20 protein-coding genes are annotated in these 22,959 nt (G+C 70.4%); 8 read left to right on the forward strand and 12 right to left on the reverse strand.

The window, feature by feature from the left end; genetic code table 11:
- Position 1: 1 nt before the first annotated feature.
- Both DX03_RS20125 and DX03_RS20130 read left to right on the forward strand, forming a co-directional pair.
- Positions 2-379, forward strand: a complete 378-nt coding sequence (locus DX03_RS20125; RefSeq protein ID WP_038691585.1) for a hypothetical protein — start codon at positions 2-4, stop codon at positions 377-379.
- A gap of 56 nt (positions 380-435) precedes the next feature.
- Positions 436-996 carry a glutathione peroxidase gene (locus tag DX03_RS20130; protein ID WP_038691586.1) on the forward strand — a complete coding sequence of 187 codons (561 nt, stop codon included), beginning with the start codon at positions 436-438 and terminating at the stop codon, positions 994-996.
- Positions 997-1,056: 60 nt separating this feature from the next.
- Here the strand turns inward: DX03_RS20130 and DX03_RS20135 are convergent, their stop codons facing one another.
- The 6 genes from DX03_RS20135 to DX03_RS20160 all read right to left on the reverse strand — a co-directional run bounded on the left by DX03_RS20135 (position 1,057) and on the right by DX03_RS20160 (position 5,152).
- A complete protein-coding gene (locus tag DX03_RS20135; RefSeq protein ID WP_038691588.1) occupies positions 1,057-2,061 on the reverse strand; it encodes an MlaA family lipoprotein in 1,005 nt (334 codons plus the stop codon).
- A gap of 1 nt (position 2,062) precedes the next feature.
- Positions 2,063-2,374: an STAS domain-containing protein gene (locus tag DX03_RS20140; protein WP_038691590.1), complete on the reverse strand. Its 312-nt coding sequence runs from the start codon at positions 2,372-2,374 to the stop codon at positions 2,063-2,065.
- Positions 2,364-3,026 (reverse strand): MlaC/ttg2D family ABC transporter substrate-binding protein, encoded by a 663-nt coding sequence (locus DX03_RS20145; protein ID WP_038691592.1) that lies wholly within the window; start codon positions 3,024-3,026, stop codon positions 2,364-2,366. Before DX03_RS20145 ends, DX03_RS20140 begins: the two co-directional genes overlap by 11 nt.
- A complete protein-coding gene (gene mlaD, locus DX03_RS20150; protein WP_038691593.1) occupies positions 3,023-3,550 on the reverse strand; it encodes an outer membrane lipid asymmetry maintenance protein MlaD in 528 nt (175 codons plus the stop codon). The genes DX03_RS20145 and mlaD overlap by 4 nt, the downstream gene beginning before the upstream one ends.
- A 64-nt stretch (positions 3,551-3,614) precedes the next feature.
- Positions 3,615-4,364 carry an MlaE family lipid ABC transporter permease subunit gene (locus DX03_RS20155; RefSeq protein WP_038691595.1) on the reverse strand — a complete coding sequence of 250 codons (750 nt, stop codon included), beginning with the start codon at positions 4,362-4,364 and terminating at the stop codon, positions 3,615-3,617.
- Positions 4,364-5,152, reverse strand: a complete 789-nt coding sequence (locus tag DX03_RS20160) for an ABC transporter ATP-binding protein (RefSeq protein ID WP_038691596.1) — start codon at positions 5,150-5,152, stop codon at positions 4,364-4,366. Before DX03_RS20160 ends, DX03_RS20155 begins: the two co-directional genes overlap by 1 nt.
- Before the next feature lie 213 nt (positions 5,153-5,365).
- Here DX03_RS20160 and recC point away from each other — a divergent pair, with 213 nt between their 5' ends.
- The 3 genes from recC to recD are packed head-to-tail and all read left to right on the forward strand — an operon-like array spanning position 5,366 to position 14,273.
- Positions 5,366-8,713 carry an exodeoxyribonuclease V subunit gamma gene (recC, locus tag DX03_RS20165; RefSeq protein WP_038691598.1) on the forward strand — a complete coding sequence of 1,116 codons (3,348 nt, stop codon included), beginning with the start codon at positions 5,366-5,368 and terminating at the stop codon, positions 8,711-8,713.
- Positions 8,710-12,363 carry an exodeoxyribonuclease V subunit beta gene (gene recB, locus DX03_RS20170; protein ID WP_038691600.1) on the forward strand — a complete coding sequence of 1,218 codons (3,654 nt, stop codon included), beginning with the start codon at positions 8,710-8,712 and terminating at the stop codon, positions 12,361-12,363. The genes recC and recB overlap by 4 nt, the downstream gene beginning before the upstream one ends.
- Positions 12,360-14,273 (forward strand): exodeoxyribonuclease V subunit alpha, encoded by a 1,914-nt coding sequence (recD, locus tag DX03_RS20175; RefSeq protein WP_038691602.1) that lies wholly within the window; start codon positions 12,360-12,362, stop codon positions 14,271-14,273. Before recB ends, recD begins: the two co-directional genes overlap by 4 nt.
- Before the next feature lie 13 nt (positions 14,274-14,286).
- On the opposite strand, the gene DX03_RS20180 is transcribed toward recD, so the two are convergent.
- The 6 genes from DX03_RS20180 to DX03_RS20205 all read right to left on the reverse strand — a co-directional run bounded on the left by DX03_RS20180 (position 14,287) and on the right by DX03_RS20205 (position 19,943).
- Positions 14,287-14,682 carry a hypothetical protein gene (locus DX03_RS20180; protein ID WP_038691604.1) on the reverse strand — a complete coding sequence of 132 codons (396 nt, stop codon included), beginning with the start codon at positions 14,680-14,682 and terminating at the stop codon, positions 14,287-14,289.
- Between the two features lie 84 nt (positions 14,683-14,766).
- Entirely contained in the window at positions 14,767-16,815 is a 2,049-nt protein-coding gene (locus tag DX03_RS20185) for an FUSC family protein (RefSeq protein ID WP_038691606.1), read from the reverse strand.
- 4 nt (positions 16,816-16,819) lie between these two features.
- On the reverse strand, positions 16,820-18,277 hold the full coding sequence (locus tag DX03_RS20190) for an efflux transporter outer membrane subunit (RefSeq protein WP_038691607.1): 1,458 nt from the start codon (positions 18,275-18,277) through the stop codon (positions 16,820-16,822).
- Positions 18,274-19,182: an efflux RND transporter periplasmic adaptor subunit gene (locus DX03_RS20195; RefSeq protein ID WP_038691609.1), complete on the reverse strand. Its 909-nt coding sequence runs from the start codon at positions 19,180-19,182 to the stop codon at positions 18,274-18,276. Before DX03_RS20195 ends, DX03_RS20190 begins: the two co-directional genes overlap by 4 nt.
- Positions 19,179-19,388, reverse strand: coding sequence for a DUF1656 domain-containing protein (locus DX03_RS20200; protein ID WP_017354740.1), 210 nt, complete (start codon positions 19,386-19,388; stop codon positions 19,179-19,181). Before DX03_RS20200 ends, DX03_RS20195 begins: the two co-directional genes overlap by 4 nt.
- Positions 19,389-19,487: 99 nt before the next feature.
- A complete protein-coding gene (locus DX03_RS20205; RefSeq protein WP_038691612.1) occupies positions 19,488-19,943 on the reverse strand; it encodes a MarR family winged helix-turn-helix transcriptional regulator in 456 nt (151 codons plus the stop codon).
- A 161-nt stretch (positions 19,944-20,104) separates the two neighbouring features.
- Here DX03_RS20205 and folE point away from each other — a divergent pair, with 161 nt between their 5' ends.
- The 3 genes from folE (at position 20,105) to DX03_RS20220 (ending at position 22,959) form a co-directional block, all read left to right on the forward strand.
- A complete protein-coding gene (gene folE, locus DX03_RS20210) occupies positions 20,105-20,707 on the forward strand; it encodes a GTP cyclohydrolase I FolE (RefSeq protein ID WP_038691614.1) in 603 nt (200 codons plus the stop codon).
- A 94-nt stretch (positions 20,708-20,801) separates the two neighbouring features.
- Positions 20,802-22,271, forward strand: coding sequence for a DUF3375 domain-containing protein (locus DX03_RS20215; protein WP_038691616.1), 1,470 nt, complete (start codon positions 20,802-20,804; stop codon positions 22,269-22,271).
- Positions 22,258-22,959, forward strand: a complete 702-nt coding sequence (locus tag DX03_RS20220) for a DUF4194 domain-containing protein (RefSeq protein WP_038691618.1) — start codon at positions 22,258-22,260, stop codon at positions 22,957-22,959. The genes DX03_RS20215 and DX03_RS20220 overlap by 14 nt, the downstream gene beginning before the upstream one ends.

Raw genomic sequence — 22,959 nt, forward strand, 5'->3', positions numbered from 1 at the left:
CATGCGCCTGACCGTGTTGTTGTCCCTGCTGCTGGCCGTGGCCGGTTGCGCCAGTACCACCCCGCCGGGTGCCCCCGTACCTGCCGACGGCGCCACTGCCGCCACTCCGGCAACCCTGGACGCGGCCGCGTGCCGGCAGGCCGGTGGCGCGCTCACGCCGCTGGGCCGGCTGCAACGCGTGCAGTGCGTGGTGCCCTACGCCGATGCCGGCAAGGCCTGCAGCGCCAAGGCCGACTGCACCGGCCAGTGCCTGGCGCAGGGCGAGGTGGCCCCGGGTGCCAAGGCCCAAGGCCTCTGTCAGGTCGACATCAGCCAGAACTTCGGCTGCCGCCAGCGCATCGACGGTGGCGTGGCATTGGGCACGATCTGCGTTGATTGATGCTTTCCCGCCATGGGCCCGCCCGTGGCGTCCCTGTCCCAACCCAAGGAACTGTAGTGAGCCAGACTGTCTACGACATCCCCGTCACCACCATCGAAGGCCAGCCGTCGTCGCTGGCCGACTACCGCGGCAAGGTGCTGCTGGTGGTCAATGTGGCCTCCAAGTGTGGGCTGACCACGCAGTACGAAGGCCTGCAGCAGCTGTATGCGGCCAAGCACGAGGCCGGCCTGGAAGTGCTGGGTTTCCCGGCCAACAACTTCCTGGGCCAGGAGCCGGGCAGCGAGTCGGAGATCCAGCAGTTCTGCCAGCTGGAATACAACGTGGCCTTCCCGCTGTTCGCCAAGATCAGCGTGGCCGGCGATGACGTGCACCCGCTGTACCGCGCGCTGACCGAGGCACAGCCGGCCGCCACCGGTGAAGGCCCGATGCGCGAGAAGCTGGAAGGCCTGGTCACCAAGTACCCCGATCTGGTGGTCAACCCGGCGCCGGGCGTGCTGTGGAACTTCGAGAAGTTCCTGATCGGTCGCGATGGCCAGGTCATCGCGCGCTTCGCACCGGACGTGGCCGTCGACGACGCCCGCCTGGTGGCCGCGATCGACGCCGCACTGGCCGTCTGAGTCACGGTGGGGCGCAGGCCCAAGAAAAAACCCCGCCTTGGCGGGGTTTTTTTTGTCCGGTCAGTTGCCCCAGTTGGGCATCGGCATCGCATCGACCGGGATCGGGGCGGTGTCGTCGGCGTCCTTGCCACGGGCATGCTTGCCGCGCAGGTCGTTCTCGATCTGGTAGTTGCGGCGCTGCAGCCACGCATCGCGCACCAGGGTGTATTCGTCCACGGCGTTGGCACGCATGTCGTCGATGGCCAGCAGCTGCGAACGCATGTCCACCAGCTGCAGGCCCTGCAGGCCGATGCGCACCTTGTCTTCCTCGATGGTGCGGATCGGCGAGAGCGGCATGTCGCCGGCCAGGCCGAACACGTCGCGCACGGTACGCGGGCCGAAGAACGGCAGTTCCACGTAGCGCGAACGGCGCCAGCCCCAGGCACCCAGGGTCTGGCCGAAATCTTCCTTGCGGCTGGGCACCAGCGCCTTGCTGGCCGGGTCGAACAGCCCACCTATGCCCAGCGTGGAGTTCATCAGGAACCGGCCCAGGCTGTCCCAGGCATCGTCCGGACGGCCCTGCAGCAGCTGGTTGGTGATGGTCACCGGGGCGCGCAGGTTGTTGAAGAAGTTGCTGACGCCGGTCCGCGCGAAGCGCGGCACCACGTGGGTGTAGGCGGTGGCCAGCGGCCGTGCGATGGCGCGGTCGACCACGTTGTTGAAGCTGTGCACGCGGCGGTTGAACGGTTCCCACGGGTCGTAGATGGCCCGCTCCGGTTCCACCCCGTCCGCCGTCGGCGCCGGGCCGCCGTACAACGCGGCGAAGTCGTCTTCGGCATTGGTCGGCGCAGCGTCACCGCTGGCTGGCGGCGTGCCGGCATCGGTGGGCGCCGCGACCTCGGCCACGGGGGCCGCGACGTCGGTGCTGGCGCTGTCGGTTGCGGCAACCGCGGTGTCGGTCGGGGCTGCAGCAGGGCTGCTGTCCACGGCAACACCGGCCGGTGCACTGTCGCGTGCGGGCTTGCCGGCACAGGCGGTCAGCGCCAGCGCCAACACGAGAAGGGGGAGGGTGCGTATGACGTTCATGTCAGCTCGCCGCAGAAAGGGCATGGAAATCCAGGGTCGGTGCGAGCCGGTAGGCGGCACTGAGTTCGTTGTAACCGGTGGGGCTGCCGATGATCTCCGCGGTGCCGCCGGCCGCGCGCGCACGCGCCGCCAGTTCGGCCAGCAGCGCCAGGCCGGCGCTGTCCACCCGCGTCACCGCCGTCAGGTCGAGCTGGCGCACGCCCTCCGGCGATGACAGCGAAGGCCACAGGGCAGTCGCCGCTGCGCGGTCGAGCACGCCGCTGAAGACCAGCGCCGTGCCGTTGCGCTGCACGCTGGCCGTGTTACTTGCCACGGGGCGCCTGACCGGCCTGCATGGTGCCGTTGCGCAGTTCGGTGGCCACCTGCTGGATCGACTTCTGGCGCAGCGGCGCATCGAACTGGGTCTTGAAGGTCTGCACGTAGGAGATGCCTTCGATCATCACGTCGAAGATCTTCCACTGGCCGTTGACGTTGCGCATCAGGTAGTCGACCGGGGTCGGCTCGTTGCCGGCGCGCATCAGTTCGGTGGACACGCGCACGCCGCGGTTGCCCGGCAGCGGCGACTGGCCCTTCAGGCGGAAGGTCGGCTTGCCCTGGATTTCGAGCAGGGCCGCGCCGTAGCGCTGCATCAGGTTGTCGGCCATGGCATCGGCGAACAGCTTGACGTCGGCATCGGAGGCACCACGGCCGTGCACGCCCAGCACCAGGCGGGCGGCGTAGTCACGGTCGAAGGTCTTGTTGAGCTCGCTGTTGATGAAGCTGCGCAGCACCGTCGGGTTGGCGCGGAACTCGCTGCGACGCTGCTGCAGCGTGCTCAGGATGCGCGTGCTGGCGTCGAGCACGGCCTTGCCGGCGTCGTTCTGCGCGGCAGCGGCCGGAGCCGGGGCCGCCTGGGCGAAGCCCAGCGACGGAAGGCTGGCGAGCAGGGCCGAGGCAAGCAGGGCCGGAATCAGTTTACGGGTCATTTCTGCGGTTCCGTTGCAGGCGCTTCAGCGCCGTGGGCGTCCTGGGACTCAGTGCCACCGGCGTTGGCCGGGCCACTGAACATATATTTGCCAACCAACTGCAGCAGGTCTACCGCCGGCTGGGTGAAGGCGATCTCATCGCCGGACTTGAGCACGTCCGGATCACCGCCCGGCTGAAGTCCGATATAGCTCTCGCCAAGCAAACCGCTGGTGAATATGCCCGCCGAGGTGTCGGCCGGCAGATCCTTGAACTTCGGGTCCAGCTTCAGGGTGACGATGGAGTCGAACTTGAGCGGGTCCAGTTCGATGGCGCCGACCTGGCCGACGGTCACGCCGCCAATCTTGACCGGGGCCTGCTTGCGCAGCTGCCCGATCTGGGTGAAACGCGCCTTCAGTTCGTAGCCGTCGCTGCCAAAGCCCCAGCGTTGGTTAGTGGAGGCGACGGCCAGCACCAGCAGCGAGGCCAGCGCCAGCAGCAGGAATGCGCCGACGGAAAATTCGAGTCTGGGACCGCGGATGGCCATGGTTGTCTCACTGTTCGTTTGTCAGGTGCCCAAGCGTGCCCGGGCGGGTTTCATGGATCGGTGTTCAGCGGAACATCATTGCCGACAGCACGAAGTTGAACATCAGTACCAGCAGCGAGGCGTTGACCACCGCGCGGGTGGTCGCCACCGAGGTGCCTTCGATGGTGGGTTCGGCGTGGAAGCCCACGTAGGACGCCACCAGCGCGGAGGTACCGCCGAAAATCGCCGACTTCAGCATTGCCACGCCGAAGTCGTCCCAGAAGTCCACGCTGTTGCTCAGCGCCGACCAGAACACCCCGTTGTCCAGGCCCAGCACGTGGACCGCTTCGAAGTAGCTGGCGCTGATGGCCAGCGAGCAGAAGATGCCGGTGAGCAGGGGCACGGTGAGCACCGCCGCCCAGAAGCGCGGGGCCACCACCTTGGCGATCGGGTCGATGGCCATCAGCTCCAGCGCCTTGATCTGGTCGGTGGCGCGCATCAGGCCCAGTTCGGCGGCGATCGAGCTGCCGGCGCGGCCGATGAACAGCAGCGCGGTCAGCACCGGCGCCAGTTCGCGGTACAGCGACAGCCCCAGCAGCGTGGACAGCGCATCGGCGGCGCCGAAGGTGGTCAGCGTGCGGTAGCCCTGCAGGGTCAGCACCAGGCCGACGAAGGCACCGCCCACGGCGATGATCGGCAGCGAGCGGGCGCCCACCTTGTAGATCTCGCGGGTGAGCTCGGCCAGGAAATCGGCAGTGGGCAGTGAACCGCGCAGCACCGTCAGCGAGAACAGGCCGGCGCGGCCCAGCGAGCGGGTGGCGTCAACAAACGGCATCAGGCAACCCTCGCGCGCGGCGCGGCATCGAACGGAATCGGGCCATCGGGCTGGCCGTGCAGGAACTGGCGCAGCAGCGGGTCCTGGCTGGCGTCCAGGTCGGCCGGGCTGCCCTGGAACACCACGCCGCCATTGGCGATCGCGATCACCTGGTCGCAGATCGGCAGGGTCTCGTGCACATGGTGGCTGACGATGATGCTGGTCAGGCCCAGGCTGTGGTTGAGGCGCTGGATCAGGCTCATGATCACCCCCGAGGCGATCGGGTCCAGCCCGGTCAGCGGCTCGTCGTAGATCATCAGCGGCGGGTCCAGGGCCAGCGCGCGGGCCAGCGCCACGCGCCGGGCCATGCCGCCGGACAGCTCGCGCGGCCAGGCATCGGCGGCGGCCAGCAGGCCCACCGCGTGCAGCTTCATGTCCACCAGGCGGCGCAGCACCGGGGCCGGCAGGCGGGTGTGGGTGCGCAGCGGCAGGGCGACGTTCTCGGCCACGGTCAGGTCGGTGAGCAGGCCATTGCCCTGCAGCAGCACGCCCACGCTGCGGCGCATCTCGCGCAGCGCACTGCTGCGCTCGGGGATCGGCTGGCCGAACAGGGTGATCGTGCCGGCCACCGGGCGCAGTTCGCCGGTCAGCGCCGCCAGCAGGGTGGACTTGCCGCTGCCCGACGGGCCCAGCACGGCGGTGATGCTGCCGCGCGGCACCTGCAGCGAAACGTCGCGCAGGATGCTGCGACCGCCGCGATCGATACGCACGTTGGACAACTGCACCAGCGGGACTTCGGAAGCCGTCATGGACGCCATTAACAAAATTCCAACGTTGTAAGATCGTGGTGAACGGCTGAACATAACCGAACTGGACCGTGCAGTATTGTGGCACGACCCTGGCGCCCGGCCTGCGACGCCGCTCGCAACACACCGTGCCGGTACGCGGCATGCCGGGTTTTTCATGCGGATCCGAGCCCGGCCACCCTCGTGATCGCGCGGCCGCTGCGGCACACTGGCGCGATGACTGATGCTGCGTCCGACTTCCGCCTGTACCACTCCAACTCACTCGACGTGCTGGCTGCGCTGCTGGCCACGGCCGTGCGTGAGCCGGTACCGGGCCAGTCCGTGCTGGTGCCGGAGGTGGTGCTGATCCCGCAGGTCGCGATGCGGCGCTGGCTGCAGTCCACCCTGGCGGTCGAGTATGGCATTGCCGCCAACCTGGAATTCCTCACCCCGGGCGAGTTCGTCGCCCGCGCGCTCAACGCCAACGTGCCGGGTGAGCATGACGACCTCACCGCGGCGGCGCTGCGCTGGAAACTGTATGCCGCGCTGACCGACCCCGCAGTGCTGGCGCAGGCACCCATGCAGGCGCTGCAGGCCTACCTGTCGGTGGCCGATCCGCTCAAGCCGTGGGCGTTGGCCGGCGAGCTGGCGGCGGTGTACGAGAAGTACCAGGCCTGGCGTCGCGACTGGCTGCTGCGCTGGGAGGCCGGGGCCGACGCGCAGGACCCGCAGGCCATCCTGTGGCGGCACATCGCCAGTGGCCACCAGTACCGCGCGCGCCGCATCGATGCCTACCTGTCGCGCTTCGAAGGCCCGGGCCGGCCATTGCCGCAGGGCCTGCCGGCGCGGGTGTTCGCCTTTGCCACGCTCAACATCTCCCCCGACGTGCTGCGGGTGATGGCCACCCAGGCCCGGGTCGGCACGATGCACTTCTACCTGCCCACGCCCACCCAGGCCTACTGGGGCGACCTGCAGACGCTCGGCGAGAAGCTGCGCAGCGGCGCGCCGGACCCGTTCGGCGACGCGGCCGGCGAGAACCGCCTGCTGCAGGCCTGGGGCGCGGCCGGCCGCGACTTCATGGCAGTGCTGGGCAGTTATGAAGTGGTGCATCCGTCGGGCGAGATCGCCGCCTATGACGATCCCGAAGACGATGCGCGCCCGGACATGGACGCCGGCGGACTGTCCGACAGCCTGCTGCACCGGCTGCAGCGCGACCTGTTCCATCGCCGCGGCCAGCCGGCCGGCGCGCGCCGCGAGGGCCTGCGCCACGACGACCCCAGCCTGCAGGTGCACGCCTGCCACACCCGCCTGCGCGAGTTGCAGGTGCTGCACGACCAGCTGCGCGCGCTGTTGCAGGACCCGCGCTTCGACCCGCCGCTGCAGGCCCGCGACATCGCGGTGCTGGCCCCGGACATCGATCCCTACGTGCCTTACCTGGAAGCGGTGTTCGGCGGGCGCAGCGGCGGCGAGGACCATATTCCCTACGCGCTGGCCGACACCAGTCCGCTGGCCGGCGAACCGCTGGCCGACGTGTTCGTGCACCTGCTGGGCCTGCCGGTGTCGCGCTTCGGCTTGAACGAAGTACTGGACCTGCTGGCCAGCGCGCCGCTGGCCGAGGCCGCCGGTCTGGATGCGGCCGCCTTTGATCGCCTGCACGACTGGCTGCAGGCCGCCGGCGCGCGCTGGGGCCTGGATGCCCAGCACCGCCACCAGCACCAGGCCCCGCGCGACGATGCCTTCACCTGGCAGTTCGCGCTGGACCGGCTGCTGCTCGGTCATGCCAGTGGCAGCGACGGCGATATCGCCGGGGTGGCGCCCTGGCCGGAACTGGAAGGCAGCGCGCTCGACGCGCTGGATCGCCTGCTGGGCCTGCTGCGGGTGCTGGCCCGCTACCAGCGCGTGCTGGGCGAGGCGATGCCGCCGGCGCACTGGCGCCAGCGCCTGCTGGCGTTGCTGGATGCGCTGCTGCCGATTCCCCCGCAGGCGGCCAGCAGCCAGCGTGCGCTGGAGCGCCTGCGCAAGCTGATCAACGAATTCGCCCGCGACGCCCACCAGGCCGAGTTCCAGGGCGAGGTGGCCCCGGAAGTGGTGCGCGCGCACTTCGCCGGCGTGCTGGCCGAAGCGGACACCCGCGCGCCGCTGCTCACCGGCGGGATCAGTTTCGGCCGCATGGTGCCAATGCGCCTGCTGCCGTTCCGGGTGATCTGCGTGCTGGGCCTCAACGACGGCGATTTCCCGCGCCGCGATCCGGCTGCCGGGCTGAACCAGCTCACCGCCGAACTGGGCACGGACAAGCGCCGCTACGGCGACCGCTCGCTGCGCGAGGACGACCGCTTTCTGTTCCTTCAGCTGTTTGCCTCGGCGCAGGACGTGTTCTACCTGAGCTACCTGGGCGCCGATCCGCGCGATGGAAGCGTGCGCGAACCCTCGGTGCTGGTCAGTGAGCTGATCGATGCGGCGGCCGAGTACCACCAGGTGCCGGCCACCGCTGCCCGCCAGCTCACCGTGCGCCACGCGCTGCAGCCGTTCGCGCCGGCCGCGTTCGGCGGCGGCGACGAGCCGCGCCGCTTCAGCTATCGCCAGCAGTGGCATCCGGCCGCGGGATCGCTGGGCGGGCGGCGGCGCCCGCTGGGCGCGTGGTTCGACCAGCCGTTGCCGCCGGCCGACACGCTGCCGGGCGAGACCGAACTCAGCCTGGATGCGCTGCGCCGCTTCCTGACCGATCCGGCCAGCCAGTTCCTGTCGCAACGGCTGGGCCTGCGCCTGCCCGAAGACCTGGCCGACGCCGACGACGTGGAGCCGCTGGTGATGGCCGCGCGCGGCACCGACACCCTGCGGCTGCAGCAGGCGGTGATCGACGCCACCCTGGGCCAGGACCAGGCGCCGCTGTATCCGCGGCTGCGCGCACGTGCGCTGCTGCCGTCCGGTGCGTTGGGCGAGCGCCAGTTCGAGGTGCTGCAGGGACAGACCCGGCCCTACGCGCAGGCGTTGGCGCAGTGGCAGGCCGGCAGCGTGGCCGACAGCCGCCGGCATGAGGTCGTCATCGATGGCGTGCGCCTGCACGGGCGCATCAACGACGTGCATGCGCAGGGCATCGTGCGCCTGCGCCCGGGGCCGCTCAACGGCCGCGCCGCGATCCGCAACGGCCTGGACTGGCTGCTGGCCAACGCCGCCGGCGACACGCTGCCGCTGGTGCAGTTCCACGACAGTGGCGAGGATGGCCTGGGCCCGCATGTGCTGCCGCCGCTGCCGCCCGAACAGGCGCAGCAGGTGCTGCGGCGGCTGCTGCAGCTGCGCAACGAGGGGCTGCGCGCGCCGCTCTTGTATGCGCCGTCCACCGGTTGGGCGCTGTATACCGCCCTGCCAGCCAAGCGCGAGGCCGAGGGCCGCGCCCGGTGGTACGGCAGTGACCGCAGCTGGGCCGAATCCAGCGGTGCCGGCTACCAGCTTGCGCTGCGCGGCCACGATCCCTTCGCCAGCGCCGACAGTTACCGGCAGCTGCTGCACAACAGCTTCGTGGTGTTCACCGCGGTGCGCGAAGGCCGGGTGTTTGCCGGCTTCGACGAACAAGGCGCCGCGCGATGACCGCTCCCGACCTGCTTCATGACCCCTACCTGGCGCTGCCGCTGGACGGCGTGCGCCTGATCGAGGCCAGTGCCGGCACCGGCAAGACCTTCACCCTGGCCACCCTGTTCACCCGGCTGGTGGTGGAAAAAGGCTGGCGCATCGGCCAGATCCTGGCGGTGACCTTCACCGACGCGGCCACCCAGGAACTGCGCAAGCGCATCCGCGAACGCCTGGCCCTGGCCGCGCAGCTGGTGGAACGCGCGCCGAGCGAGGATGACAGCCCGGAGGTGGTGCTGACCCGCTGGATCCTGCAGCGCCAGCTGGCGTTGGGCGAGGAAACCCCGGCCGCGCTGGCGCGCCGGCTGCAGACCGCCGCCGATGAAATCGACCTGGCCTCCATCTTCACCATCCATGGCTTCTGCACCCGGGTGCTGCGCGAGCATGCGCTGGAAAGCGGCCACACCTTCGACCCGCCCGCGCTGCTGCCCAGCGAACGCGCGCTGCACGACGAACTGGCCGCCGACCTGTGGCGGGTCCACGCCAACGATGCGGCCACCGTCGATGCGCTGACCCGCCTGTGGTCGTCGCCGGAGGCGCTGGCCGGCGACCTGGCCACGCTGATCAAGCCGTTGCCGTTGTTGCCGCCGGTGCCCGCTGTGGAGAACGAGGATCCGCGCCCGGCGCATGCGCTGGCCGCGCGCCAGTTCGCCGAGGCCTACCGCCAGCACGGCGATACTTTCATGGGCGAGGTCTGTGCCGCGGTCGATAGCAAGGTGCTCAATGGCACCAGCTACAAGCTGGCCTGGCTGGAGCCGCTGAGCGTGCAGCTGCACCGCTGGGCGGGCGCGGACGATCCAGGCGCGCCGCTGGACGCCGACCCGGAGCGGTTGCGCCGGCTGACCCCCGAAGAACTCAGCGCGCGCACCAACAAGGCGCACGCCGGCAAGGCGCCGCACTCGCCGCTGCAGCACGCGCTGGCGCTGTACCTGGCTGCCACCGATGCGCTGGCGCAGTGGCAGCGCGGCCAGGCCATCGCCTTCCTGCACGCCCTGCGCGACCAGGCCCGTGCACGCCTGGCCGAGCTCAAGCGGATCGGCCGCGTACAGACCTATGACGACCTGATCGATGGCGTTGCCGACGCGCTCGACGGGCCGCATCGCGCCGTGCTGGTGCAACAGCTGCGCGCGCAGTACGCGATCGCGCTGGTGGACGAATTCCAGGACACCGATGACCGCCAGTGGAGCATCTTCCAGCGCGTGTTCGGCGATTCGGAGGAAACCCGCGCGGCAGGCCTGGCCCCGGCCCTGTTCCTGATCGGCGACCCGAAGCAGGCCATTTACGGGTTCCGCGGCGGCGACATCCACACTTACCTCAAGGCCAAGCACCAGGCCGATCCCGCGCCGCCGCTGGACCGCAACTTCCGCTCCCGACCGGCCGTGCTGCAGGCCATCCAGGCGCTGTATGCCAACGCCGGCGACACCGCCTTCCTGGAAGCAGACATCCGCTTCGAGCCGGTGCACCCGGGCAGCACCCGGCTGGATACCGACTTCCTGCGCGACGGCACGCCGGCGCCCGGCCTGACCCTGCGCCTGCTGGACAACCCCGAGGGCGGCGCGCTCAAGGCCGATGCCTCGCGGCAACAGGCCAGCGATGCCTGCGTGGCGGCCATCCACCAGTTGCTCAGCGAGGCCCGCCAGGGCCGCGCGCTGCTGCGCGGGCAGCCGTTGCAGCCCGGCGACATCGCCGTGCTGGTGCGCTCGCACAAGGAAGCCACGCGCATCCAGCAGGCGTTGAGCGCGGTGGGCATTCCGGCTGTCGCCGCCGGCAAGCAGAGCCTGTATGCCACGGCCGAGGCGCAGGACCTGCGCGTGCTGTTGCTGGCCCTGCTGCAGCCGGCCGACGAAGGCCGCCTGCGCGCGGCGTTGTCCACCGTGCTGCTGGGCGAAGATGCCGCCGCCATCGATGCGCTGGAACGCGAGGGCGACGCACAGCGCAGCTTTCAGGTTCGCCTGCTGCTGTGGCGCGAACGCTGGCAGCGCGGTGGTCCGTTCGCGGTGATCGCCGACCTGTGCGCCGAGCACGCCGAGCGCCTGCTCGGCCTGATCGACGGCGAACGCCGCCTCACCAACTACCTGCAGCTGGGCGAACTGCTGCAGCAGGCCGCCGCGCAGACGCTGGGCATGCACGGCCTGCTGGACTGGTTGCAGGTGCAGATGGCCCACGCCGACCAGAATGACGAGGCGCAGCTGCTGCGGCTGGAGTCGGACGCACGCCGGGTGCAGATCATCACCCTGCACAAGAGCAAGGGCCTGGAGTATCCGCTGGTGTTCCTGCCGTTCGTGGGCATCGGCGGCAGCGCGCCCAATACCGACACCCAGTGCACCGTGCACGCCAACGGCCGCCGCGAGCTGCACTGGAAGCTGGACAAGGACGAGGCCTGGAGCGCGGCCAGCACGCGCAGCGCGCAGGAACAGGAGGCCGAAGACGCGCGCCTGTTGTACGTCGGCCTGACCCGCGCCGAGCACGCGCTGTGGATCGCCGCAGGCGATCTGGCCGGCGCCGCGAAAACCCGGCTGGCCCCGATGCTGTCCGACCTGGAGGCGCTGCGCGCGCATCCGGACATTGCCGTGATCCAGGCCGCGCTGGAACCGCGCCCGGCGCAGCTGGCCAGCGAACGCGACGGCGACCTGCCAGCGGTGCGCGCGCTGACCCGGCGCATCCCGCACGACTGGTGGGTGTACAGCTTCACCCAGCTGGCGCATGCCGATGCCGGCCACGACACCGATGCGGCCGCCACCGAAGTGCCGGCGCCCGCCGCCGACGAACCCAGCGGCGAGGATCTCACCCTGGACACCACGCAGGCTGTGCCGCTCCGCGACGACGAGGTCGACCCCCGCTTCATGGGCAGCCGCTTCGGCAACGTGCTGCACGACGCGCTGGAGAACACCGACTTCGCGCGCTGGGCGCACTGGCAGGCCGGGCAACCGGCGCCGGATGACGAGGCGGACGTGCTGCGCACCTCGCTGGGCGAGGAAGGCTATGCCGACGAAGACCTCGACGATGGCGTGGCGGTGCTGACCGCCCTGGTCGGCCAGACCCTGACCGTGCCGCTGCCGGAAGGCGGCGCGCTGCACGATCTGCCGGCTACCGACCGGCGGGCGGAGATCGAGTTCCACTTCGCCATGCAGCCCACCGCCGTGCCGCTGCTGCTCGACCTGCTGCACGCGCATGGGCTGGTCCGCGAACGGCGCGGCTTCGGCACGCGGCGCAAGCTGGAGGGCCTGATGACCGGCAAGATCGATCTCACCTACGTGCGCGGCGATCGCTGGTACGTGCTCGACTACAAATCCAACCGGCTGCCCGGCTACGACCCGGTGCGGCTGCAGGGCGCCATGCAACACAGCGAATACGACCTGCAGGCGTTGATCTACACGGTGGCACTGCACCGCTGGCTGCGCTTCCGCCTGGGCGCACAGTACGACTACGCGCGCGACATGGGCGGCATCCGCTACCTGTTCTGCCGTGGCCTGGATGCCTCGCGCGCCGACAGCCCCGGCGTGTATGCGCACCGCTTCGACCCGGTCCTGGTGGATGCACTGGATGCCTTGTTCGCCGGCGGCGAGCACGCCCAGGCGCGCATGGCGGCCCGCGCGCGGGGTGAAGCATGAGCCTGCTGACGACACTGAAGAACAGCGGTGCGCTGCGCACCCTCGACCACGCGCTGGCGCAGAGCCTGCGCCGGTTGCGCCCGGACACGCCCGATACGGTGCTGGCCGCGGCCGCGCTGGCCTCGCTGGCCGTGTCGCAGGGGCATGCCGGGCTGGACCTGCGCCAGCCGCAGCGGTTGGTCGAGATGGACACCCCCTGGCCTGACGCCGACACCTGGCGGGATCAGCTGCAGGCCTCGCCGTGGGTGGACGTACCCGACACCGACAGCGCCCCGGCGACCGACGTCCCGCTGGTACTGGAAAACGGCCTGCTCTACCTGCGCCGCTACCGCGAGTACGAGCGCCGCCTGGCCGAGGGCCTGCAGCGCATCGCCACGCATGCATCGGGGCAGGCCGATCCAGCGGCGCTGGCAACGCTGTTCGCGCAGCTGTTCCCGCAGGCGCGCGAAGGCATCGACCACCAGGCGCGCGCGGCGGGCGTGGCACTGCGCCATCCGCTGGTGCTGGTCACCGGCGGGCCGGGCACCGGCAAGACCACCACCATCGCGCGGCTGTTGGTGCTGCTGGCGGCCCAGGCCGTGCAGGCCGACCAGCCGTTGCCGCGGGTGGCGCTGGCCGCGCCTACCGGCCGCGCCGCCGAACGCATGGCCGAAAGCCTGCGCCTGGCCGTGCAGCGGCTGCGCCTGCTCGGCATTGCCCCCGCGCTGTGCGACGCCATGCCCAGCACCGGGACCACCCTGCACCGGCTGCTCGGGGTGATCCCCGATTCGCCGCGCTTCCGTCACCACGGCGACAACCCGTTGCCGTTCGACGTGGTGGTGGTGGACGAAGCGTCGATGATCGACCTGCCGCTGATGACCAAGCTGGTGGAAGCGATCGCCGCCGGCACCCGGCTGGTGTTGCTGGGCGACCCGGACCAGTTGCCGTCGGTGGAAGCGGGCGATGTGCTCAGTGCGATCCTGCGTGCCAGCGGCGATGGCCTGGGCACCCAGGCCGACGATCACGCCGCGCTGCACACGCTGCTGGCCCCGGCCGCCCTGCAGCCGCTGGCGGCGTCCACGCGGTTCGGTGGTCGAAGGGTGCAGCTGCAGCGCGGCTATCGCCAGACCGATGCGTTGGACCTGGCACCGCTGGCGCATGCCGTGCGCGAAGGCGACCCTGCCACCGCACTGGCCCTGCTGCGGGGCGGCCAGCTGGCCGGCGTGCACTTCCACGAAGACCAGGTCGACCCGTTCCAGCAGCACCGCGACCACCTGCTGTCGCACTGGCGCGGGCTCGGCGATGCCGTCGACCCGGGCCAGGCATTGGCCAACGCCGGTCGCATCCGCCTGCTCACCGCCGTGCGCGAAGGTCCGCAGGGCGCGCGCGGGCTCAACGCACGCATCGAAGCGCTGCTGGCCGGCGTGCCACGCGCGGGCATGGCCCCGGGCTACTTCCACGGACGGTTGCTGCTGGTCACCGAGAACAGCTACCGCCACCGCCTGTTCAACGGCGACATCGGCATCTGCCTGGCCGACCGCCACGGTGCGGTCACCGCCTGGTTCCCCGGCGACACGCCCGATCAACCCCGCGGCTTCCACCCGGGCGCGTTGCCCGCGCACGAAAGCGCATTCGCGATGACCGTGCACAAGGCGCAGGGGTCTGAATTCGACGAGGTCTGGCTGCAGCTGCCGTGGCGCGACAACCGGGTGCTGTCGCGCGAGCTGCTCTATACCGGCATGACCCGCGCACGCCAGTCACTGCATGTGCTGGGCAGCGCGCCGGTACTGGAAGCCGCATTGAAGCGGCATGCCAGCCGCGTGTCCGGGCTGGCGACGCGGCTGGCGGGCAACACGGCTGCATCCGGTGATGCAGCCGTGGCCGAACCTGCGGTGCAGGCGCCGACGCCGGCCCAGGGCCAGCTGTTCTAGCGCCGCGCCGGGCTTACTCGGGAACTACCACGGTGCCGTCGGGGAACACGATGGCGCCGTCGCCGCTGGCGTCGAAGAAGCCCACCTGGTGGGCATTGGCCAGTACCTGCACCAGGCCATGCGCGTTCTCGGCCACCGAATCGGCGAACGAGGCATAGATCACGTGCTGGCCGACGCTGTAGTCGGTCACTTCGGGACGGTCATCTTCGTCATCGGCCAGCGGGCCGTTCATCGGCGGGAAGTGCTCGACGATGGCGGCGAACCAGGCCTGCAGCGCCGGCACCGACACGGCCGGGTCATCGTACTCGTGCTTCTCGCTCCACTCGGTCTGCGCGTCGTACCACTCCAGGAAGGCCGCCGCATCGCGCGGGGCCACGGCCGGGTCGAACACCATCATGTCGTAACTCATCCAGGATCACCTTTTTCAATGCAGAAATGCAGGGGTCAGGATAGCGTTGATCGGCGCGGGCTGGCGCGCCCGCACCCGGCCGGTTCAGCGCGGCGCGGGCAGGCCGGGCTGTGCGGCAGCGGGGCTGTCCACCACCGGCGCGTCCGGGAACAGCGCAAAACGCAGTCCCATCACGCCCATCAGCGCCTCATCGCGGGCCTTGCCGGCGTCCACGGTCTGCACCCGCCGCAGCGAGGCCTCCAGCTTGGCCTGCAACCCGGCCGGGGCCGGCAGCGGCCGGCGCTGGGCCACCTGCGCGCGGTAGTGCGCGGCCACCTCGTCCAGGATCGCCTCGATCGCCGCCACGCTGGTCGGCGGCAGCCCATGCCGGGCGCGCCGCAGCTGCAGGATGTTCAGCCCGATGCGCGCTTCGGTGAGCATGTCCACCGAGGCGATGTCGCTGCCTTCGGGGGTGGCCGCCAGCCGCGGCGCCAGCAGGCCCAGCAGGTCCAGCATGCGCGCGGCGAACTGCTGGCGGTCCTGCTGGCCACGGCCCTGCGCGGCGTCGGCCAGCGTGGTCCAGCCTTGGCGGACCAGCCGGCGCGCGGTCCATTCGGCGCCCACCGAGCGGAACAGCCGGGTCATCACCACCGCAAACCCGATTCCGATGAACATCGCCACCGAGGAATTGATGAAGCTCTGGATGTTGGCGTTGTAGGTGTTCTGCACGTTCAGCAGCGCCACCAGGTTGACCATCAGCGGCAGCCCGATCAACGCGTTCTTCGGCGTGTGCAGCAGCAGTCCCACCGGCAGGAACACCACCGCCAGCACCAGCGCCAGGCTGCCGAAGTCGTGCACGGCGGGGAACACGCCGAACAGGTACACGCCGGCCACCACGCTGGCCACGATGGCCCACAGCAGGAAGGACAGCATGCTCGGCGCCGGATCGTCCTGCGCGGCGAAGAACGCGGCGGCCACCGCGGCCATCATCGCGCCGTTGCCACCGCCTTCCCAGCCGAGCGTGATCCACAGCGCGCAGTACGTCATCAGCGCCACCCCGGCGCTGGCCGCCGAGAACAGCGCCATGCCGTAATCCACGTGGCGGGCATCGGCGCTGCGCGTGGTGCGGATCCGGTAGTGGGCGGTATCGCGCGGCGCGTCGCCGTCCTCGATCGCCGCCTGCAGGGTGGTGCAGTCCTGCCACAGGTCCACCAGCTCTTCCAGCCGCAGCAGCAGCGTCACCAGCAGCAGGTGGTCCAGCTCGCCATCCACGGCCGGCTTAAGCGCCAGGATGCGCGCGCGCAGTGCGGCGTATTCAGTAGCCGTGGAGCGGCCGGGCGTGTCCAGCCACGCGGCAATGTCGGCCACCAGCGGTTCCAGCCCGGGCGGCAGCGCGCGTCCGCCCGCGCGCAGGGCGCCCAGCCGGTCAGCAATGGACGACAGCACCGGCAGCATCAGCAGCATGCGTTCGCGCAGCCGCTGCATCGACACCGCCGCACCGGCATGGCGCGGGTCGTCGCGGCGCAGGAATTCGATCAGTGCCTCGAACTGCACCAGGTCGGCCGCCAGCCGGTTGCGCGGGGCGTGCGCCTGGCCACGCAGCAGGATCTGCCGGCACCACTGCGCCGCATCGCCCATCCAGTTGCCGATCCGCGCACGCAGCATCGGCTGCACCGAGGTCGGGAAGAACAGCGAGGCGAACAGCACCGCCACCACCGTGCCCAGGATGATCTCCTCGCTGCGTGCCACCACCGTATCGAAGATGGTGTCCGGCGAGGTCACCGCCGGGAAGCCGATGAACGCGGTGGTGTAACCGGCCAGCAGGAACGCGTAGCCGCGCGGGCCACGGTTGAGCAGGGCGATGAACAGGCAGGCCGACAACCACAGCGACATCGCCGCGCTGAGCAGGAACGGGGTTTCCACCAGGTGCGGCAGCATCCACAGCGTGGCCGCCCCGGCGATGATCGTGCCCAGGATGCGGTACACGCCCTTGGCGCGGGTGGGGCCCAGCATTGGCTGGGTCACGATGTACACGGTGGCCATCGCCCAGTACGGGCGCGACAGGTTGCCGGCCAGGCCGATGTACAGCGCGGCCAGTGCGGCCAGGAAGGTCTTGACCGAAAACAGCCACGCCTGGCGGTCCAGCAGCAACATGGGGTTACCTCGTGGCCGTGCGCGGGGCCACGGCGTCGGCATTCCAGCCGCCGCCGAGCGCCAGGAACAGCTGGATCTGGTCGCGCGATACCTGCGCCTGCGCGTCGGCCAGGGTGGCATCGGCCGACACCAGCGTGCGGTCGGCATCCAGGCTGGACAGGTACGGGGTGCGCCCGCCCTGGTACAGGCGGCGGTTCTGGCTGGCCGCCAGCGCGGCCTGCTGCTGGGCCAGCTGCAGCGACTGCAACCGCTGCAGGTCCTGCGCATAGCGGCTCAGCGCGGTCTGGGTTTCGCGCAGCGCCTGCAGCACGCTGTGGTCGAACTCGGCCAGCGCCGCGTCGGCCCCGGCCTCGGTGGCGTGGATGCGCGCATGCGTGCCCGAGGACGGCAGCGTCCAGGAGATCAGCGGGCCGATCGACCACTGCTGGGTCAGCGGCTGGCCGAAATCCTCAAGCAGGCCGGCCGCGCCGACCGACGCCCCCAGGCGGATGTCCGGGTACAGCTCGGCGGTGGCCACGCCGATGCGCGCGGTGGCGGCGGCCAGCCGGCGTTCGGCTTGGCGCACGTCCGGGCGGCGTGCCAGCAGCGCACGGCCATCGCCCACCGGCAGCGGCTGGGCCAGGGTCGGCGCCTGGCTGCAGTCGGCCACGCCGTCGGGCAGGTGCCCCGGCGTGCGGCCGAGCAGGGCGGCCAGCTGGTATTCGGCGGCCTGGCGGTGCGCATGCAGCGGCGGCAGCGCGGCCTGCAGCATCGCCACCTGGGCGTTGGCGCGGGCCAGCTCCGGCGGGGTGCCACGGCCGGCGTTGATCAACCGCTGGGTCACCTCGCGGCTGCGCTGCTGCAGCTGCAGCGAGTGTTCGGCCACGTGCAGCTCATGGTTGGCGTGGCAGATCTCCACGTAGCTGCCGGCCACCTGGGCCACCAGCGACACGCGGGCCAGGTCGAGCGCAGCGGCCACGCTTTGTTCGTCGGCGTGCGCGGCCTCGGAGGCGCGCTTGAGCTTGCCGAACAGGTCGAACTGGTAGGACACCGCGAACTTGCCGTCGGCCAGGTTGATCGGCGGCAGTTCGTGTTCAAGCAGGAACGACTCGGCCGACAGCTGCGCGCGGCTCACCCCGGCGTCGGCCTCGTACTCGAAGCCACCGGCGTCCAGCGCCTGTTCGTAGACCGCGGCGGCGCGGCGCAGGTTGGCATCGGCCACCTTCAGTTCCACGTTGTCGCGCAGCGCCTGCTGCACCAGAGCGTTGAGGGTGTCGTCCTGGTACAGCTCCCACCAGCGCGCGGGCAGTTCGGCGCCGGCGGCCACCTGCGGGTTGCCGGTGTCGATGAAGGCGGCATTGGCCTCCGGCCGCTGGAACGCCGACCCTGCAGGCACGGCGTAGTCCGGGCCCACGGTCGTGCACGCCGCCAGCGTGGTCAGCGCCAGCCCCAGTGCGATGCGGTGCAGGGCAGGGCGGCTCACAACGCCGCCTGTGCCGGTCGTGCCGGCGTCGGCTGGGCCGCATCGGGCTGGATGGTGACGGTGGCGGTGCGCCCGGCAATCAGGTTCACGCCGGCCGGGAGGTGGTCGATATGGATGCGCACCGGGATGCGCTGGGCCAACCGCACCCAGTCGAAGGCCGGGGTCACGTTGGGCAGCAGGCTGCTGCCTTCGCTGCGGTAGCGGTCCTCGATGCCGGCGGCGATGCTCTGCACGTGGCCCTGCAGCGGCTGCGCCTCGCCCATCAGGCGGATGTCCACCTTCTGCCCGGCATGCACGCCGCGCAGGCGGGTTTCCTCGAAATAGCCATCGACCCGGAACGAGCCGGTATCGAGCACCGCGATGACCGGGCGCCCGGCCGTGACGTAGTCGCCGACGCGCACGGTGCGGTCGTTGACGTGGCCATCGCTGGGGCTGCGCACTTCGGTGCGGGCCAGGTTGAGCTTGGCCAGGTCCACGGCAGCCTGCGCGGTGGCCATCGAGGCCTGCGCGGCCTGCAGCTTGGCCCGGCGCACTTCGGCGTCCTCGGCGGCCACCAGGTCGGACAGGCTGCGGTCGCGGGCGATTTCGCGGCGCAGCTGCTCCAGCGTGGCGCGGCGTTCGCCCAGTGCGGCCTGGGCCTGCTCGAGCGCGATCTGGTAACGGGCGCGGTCCACCACGAACAGCACCTGCCCGCGCGTGACCGGCTGGTTGTCGGCCACCTTCACCGCCTCCACCAGCCCGGACACGTCCGGCGCCACCTGCACCACGTCGGCGCTGACGTGCGCATCGCGCGTCCACGGCTCGTCCATGTAGTACGCCCACAGGTGGCGCAGCACCAGCACGGCGGCGAGCACCGCCACGACGGTCAACACGACCGGGAATGTCTGCTTGAGGATCTTGTTCACGATTGCATCCAACGCATCAGGGAAAACAACCCGCCGAGCACGATCACGTACACGGCCAGGTTGAACAGGGCGGGGTGCCAGATGTGGCGGTAGGCGCCGGTGCGCTGCAGGACCAGGCGCAGCCCGCTCTTGAGCAGGTAGGCCAGCAGCATCAGCCCGAGCAGGGTCGGGACGAACACACCATAGAGACTGAATTCACCGTACATCGAGGCAAAGGGTTCACTGGAGAAAGGTAGGCGACGACCGTTGGTCGTCGTACGTCATGCCGTCGCAGCACGACACCGGGCGGTACAACGGGGCAACGCTTACGTCACGCGGTCGGCCGCATCGGCCAGCAGCTGCCAGAGCTTCAGCACGGTGCGCAGTTCGTCCACGGACAGCTCACCGAACACGTCCTGGCGCAGCCCGATCAGCTGGGTCTCCAGCTGGCTCACCAGGGCCTCGCCCTTGTCGGTGAGCCACAGCAGGTTGGCGCGGCGGTCGCTGGCATCGCACTCGCGGCGGACCAGGTCGCTGGCCGAGAGCTTGTCCAGCAGGCGCACCAGGGACGGACCTTCCATGCCCAGCTGCTGGGCCAGGGTCACCTGGCGGATACCCCCGCCGGCGCGCCCGATCATCAGCAGCGGCATGGTGCACGCCGCGGAAATGCCGTAGCTGCCCAAGGCCTGGTCGGCCAGGCGCTGCCACTGCCGCCCTGCGTAAAGCAGGCCGGAGCTGAGCTGCATCTGCAGCTGGGTACGTTCGTCGAGGGTACGTTTCATGGCAGATCGATAGGATACTACTAATTTCCATCCTATCAATACCCCCCAGCCCAACCGCGGCCCAACGCCGGGCCCGCCGGGGCGCGTACCGGGCCGGTGGCGTGGGACGCCCGAGGGCTCTGTCGGGTACGATGCTCGCCCCCCTTCGGGTGCTGTATGTAATGAGCAAGAAAGACAACGACGCCACCCCGGTCACCCAGGCCGATGCCGAATCGGCCGTGCGCACCCTGCTGCGCTGGGCCGGTGAAGACCCCACCCGCGAAGGCCTGCTGGATACCCCGCGGCGCGTGGCCGAAGCCTACGGCGACTGGTTCAGCGGCTACCGCGACGACCCGCGCGCCTACATGGAGCGCACCTTCGAGGAAGTGGCCGGCTACGACGAACTGATCGTGCTGCGCGACATCGAGTACGAAAGCCACTGCGAGCACCACATGGCCCCGATCATCGGCCGCGTGCACGTGGGCTACCTGCCGGCCGGCAAGGTGGTGGGCATCAGCAAGCTGGCCCGCGTGGTCGAAGCCTACGCACGCCGCTTCCAGGTGCAGGAAAAGATGACCGCGCAGATCGCCCAGTGCATCCAGGACGTGCTGCAGCCGGTGGGCGTGGGCGTGGTGGTGGAAGGTGCGCACGAGTGCATGACCACCCGCGGCATCCACAAGCGCGGCGTCAGCATGGTCACCTCCAAGATGCTGGGTAGCTTCCGCGAGGACGCCCGCACCCGCGCCGAGTTCCTGCGCTTCATCGAAGTGGGCGGCAAGCGCTGAACCTGCCGCGCGCCCGGCACCATCGTGCCGGGCCGGTTCCCTTCCTGCTGCGCGGCGTCCGGCCGCGCGGTGTTCTTCCGGATGTCCTGGCTGCATGAAGCACCGCGAACGCATCACCCGTTACCGCACCCTGCGCGAACAGCCCCAGTGGAAGCTGCTGGCCGCGGCCAACGCTCCGGAAATCATCGGCCTGCTGCAGAGCCTGCTGATGGATGGCGAGCGCACGCTGCCGGCTGCCGCCCTGCATGAACGCCTGCAGCGCGCGCTGGACCAGCTCAACGGCGAGGAACTCTCGCGTGAGCTGCCGCGCACCGCCCAGGCCTACATCGCCCACTGGCTGGCCCAGGGCTGGCTGGAGCGGCGCCTGCCCGACGGCGCCGACCAGGAGCAGTACGAGCTGTCCACCCAGGCGCTGCAGGCCATCCGGTTCGCCGACAGCCTGGAGCAGAGTCGCGTGGCCGCTACCGAAAGCCGCCTGGCGCTGGTGATCGAGCAGCTCTCGCAGCTGGCTGCGCAGACCGAATCCAACCCGGATGCGCGGCTGTCGGCACTGCGCGACGAACGCGACCGCATCGATGCCGAGATCGCGCGGGTGGGCGAGGGCCGGGTGGTGGCGCTGGATGGCAAGCGTGCGCTGGAACGTGCGCGCCAGATCATCGGCCTGGCCGACGACCTCACCGAAGACTTCCGCCGCGTGCGCGACGACTTCGAGCGCCTCAACCGTGAATTCCGCGAACGCATCATCGACGACGAAAGCGAGCGCGGCGACGTGCTCTCCCGGTTGTTCGAGGGCGTGGATGTGATCGGCGACAGCGATGCTGGGCGCAGCTTCCAGGCGTTCTGGCGCCTGCTCAATGATGCCGAGCAGAGCGCCCAGCTCGACGCCGCGCTGGAGGCCGTGCTGGCACGTGGCTTCGCGCGCAAGCTGGACCGCAACGAGCGCGCCTTCCTGCGCGGCTTCACCGGCACCATGCTCGACCGCGGCGGCCAGGTCCACGACGTGCTGCAGCACTTCGCGCGCAGCCTGCGCGGGTTCGTGCAGAGCCGTGGCTACCTGGAACAGCGCCGGCTCAACCAGCTGCTCAAGCAGGCCCAGTCCGAAGCGCTGGCGCTGCGCGACGAATTCTCCGCCCAGCGCCCGATCGGCCGCGATCTGCAGCTCACCACCAGCCGCCTGCGCTCGTGGTCGCAGTGGAAGCTGCACGACCCGCGCAGCGCGCAGGTGGACGGCAGCGTGCAGCGCAACGACGCGGCCAGCATCAGCCTGGAAAGCGTCGGCGACCTGGTGGCGTCGTCGGAAATCGACTTCCGCACCCTGCGCCGCGACCTGCACGAACTGCTGGGCGCGCAACCGAAACTGAGCATCGCCCAGGCCCTGTCGCAGCGCGAAGCGCCGCAGGGGTTGGGCAGCGTGATCGGCTACCTGTCGCTGGGCACCCGCCACGGCACCGTGGTGGACGGCGAACAGGAAACCGCCCATTGGCGTGGCGGCGATGGACAGTGGCGACGCGCCCGCATCCCGCTGGTTTGGTTCACCCAGGAGAAACGCCATGAACTGGCATGAAGATTCCCATGACGTCGCGCCCACCGATGGCGCCGCAGACGATCACGACGCCGAACCGGTGGTGGTAACGCCGCTGCCGCGGCGGAGCAATGACGTGTTCTACCTGGGTGACACCGGGCGGCTGCCGCTGGATGGGCGCCGCGCGCTGTGCCAGCTGCTGATCGGCCCCAGCATCGACCAGCTGCGCCACGCCAAGCTGTGGCCGGCCCTGATCCGCAGCGAGGCGGCCATCCGCTCGGCGCTGGCCGACCTGTTCCTGGAACTGGTGCTGGACCGCGACAGCGGCGTGGCCTTCACCCGCCAGGCCGACACCGAAGACATCGACGCGCCGGTGCTTCTGCGCAGCTCGCCGTTGACCTTCATCGACTCGGTGCTGCTGCTGTACCTGCGCCAGCAGCTGGCCGAGGCCGATGCGCGCGGCAACCGCGCGGTGGTGGCCGACACCGAGATGGCCGAGGCCCTGGCCATCTACGAAAAGAATCTCTCCACCGACCGCGCCGGCTTCAATCGTCGCGTGGCCGCGGCGGTGCAGAAGATGAAGGAAAACCACATCCTGACCCGCCTTGCCGGCCAGGACGACCGCCACGAAGTGTCGCCGGCATTGAAGCTGCTGTTCTCCGCCGAAGACGTCTCCGCGCTGTCCAACGTGTACCGCCAGTTGCGCGACACCCCCGCAGCAAAAGCCTGA

It is taken from the genome of Stenotrophomonas rhizophila (assembly GCF_000661955.1).
GTDB lineage: Bacteria > Pseudomonadota > Gammaproteobacteria > Xanthomonadales > Xanthomonadaceae > Stenotrophomonas > Stenotrophomonas rhizophila.

Coding starts and splice junctions, on each gene's coding strand:
- DX03_RS20125 (WP_038691585.1), top strand. CDS start 2: ATGCGCCTGACCGTGTTGTTGTCCCTGCTGCTGGCCGTGGCCGGTTGC.
- DX03_RS20135 (WP_038691588.1), bottom strand. CDS start 2,061: ATGAACGTCATACGCACCCTCCCCCTTCTCGTGTTGGCGCTGGCGCTG.
- DX03_RS20145 (WP_038691592.1), bottom strand. CDS start 3,026: ATGACCCGTAAACTGATTCCGGCCCTGCTTGCCTCGGCCCTGCTCGCC.
- mlaD (WP_038691593.1), bottom strand. CDS start 3,550: ATGGCCATCCGCGGTCCCAGACTCGAATTTTCCGTCGGCGCATTCCTG.
- DX03_RS20155 (WP_038691595.1), bottom strand. CDS start 4,364: ATGCCGTTTGTTGACGCCACCCGCTCGCTGGGCCGCGCCGGCCTGTTC.
- DX03_RS20160 (WP_038691596.1), bottom strand. CDS start 5,152: ATGACGGCTTCCGAAGTCCCGCTGGTGCAGTTGTCCAACGTGCGTATC.
- recC (WP_038691598.1), top strand. CDS start 5,366: ATGACTGATGCTGCGTCCGACTTCCGCCTGTACCACTCCAACTCACTC.
- recB (WP_038691600.1), top strand. CDS start 8,710: ATGACCGCTCCCGACCTGCTTCATGACCCCTACCTGGCGCTGCCGCTG.
- recD (WP_038691602.1), top strand. CDS start 12,360: ATGAGCCTGCTGACGACACTGAAGAACAGCGGTGCGCTGCGCACCCTC.
- DX03_RS20180 (WP_038691604.1), bottom strand. CDS start 14,682: ATGAGTTACGACATGATGGTGTTCGACCCGGCCGTGGCCCCGCGCGAT.
- DX03_RS20185 (WP_038691606.1), bottom strand. CDS start 16,815: ATGTTGCTGCTGGACCGCCAGGCGTGGCTGTTTTCGGTCAAGACCTTC.
- DX03_RS20200 (WP_017354740.1), bottom strand. CDS start 19,388: ATGTACGGTGAATTCAGTCTCTATGGTGTGTTCGTCCCGACCCTGCTC.
- DX03_RS20205 (WP_038691612.1), bottom strand. CDS start 19,943: ATGAAACGTACCCTCGACGAACGTACCCAGCTGCAGATGCAGCTCAGC.
- folE (WP_038691614.1), top strand. CDS start 20,105: ATGAGCAAGAAAGACAACGACGCCACCCCGGTCACCCAGGCCGATGCC.
- DX03_RS20215 (WP_038691616.1), top strand. CDS start 20,802: ATGAAGCACCGCGAACGCATCACCCGTTACCGCACCCTGCGCGAACAG.
- DX03_RS20220 (WP_038691618.1), top strand. CDS start 22,258: ATGAACTGGCATGAAGATTCCCATGACGTCGCGCCCACCGATGGCGCC.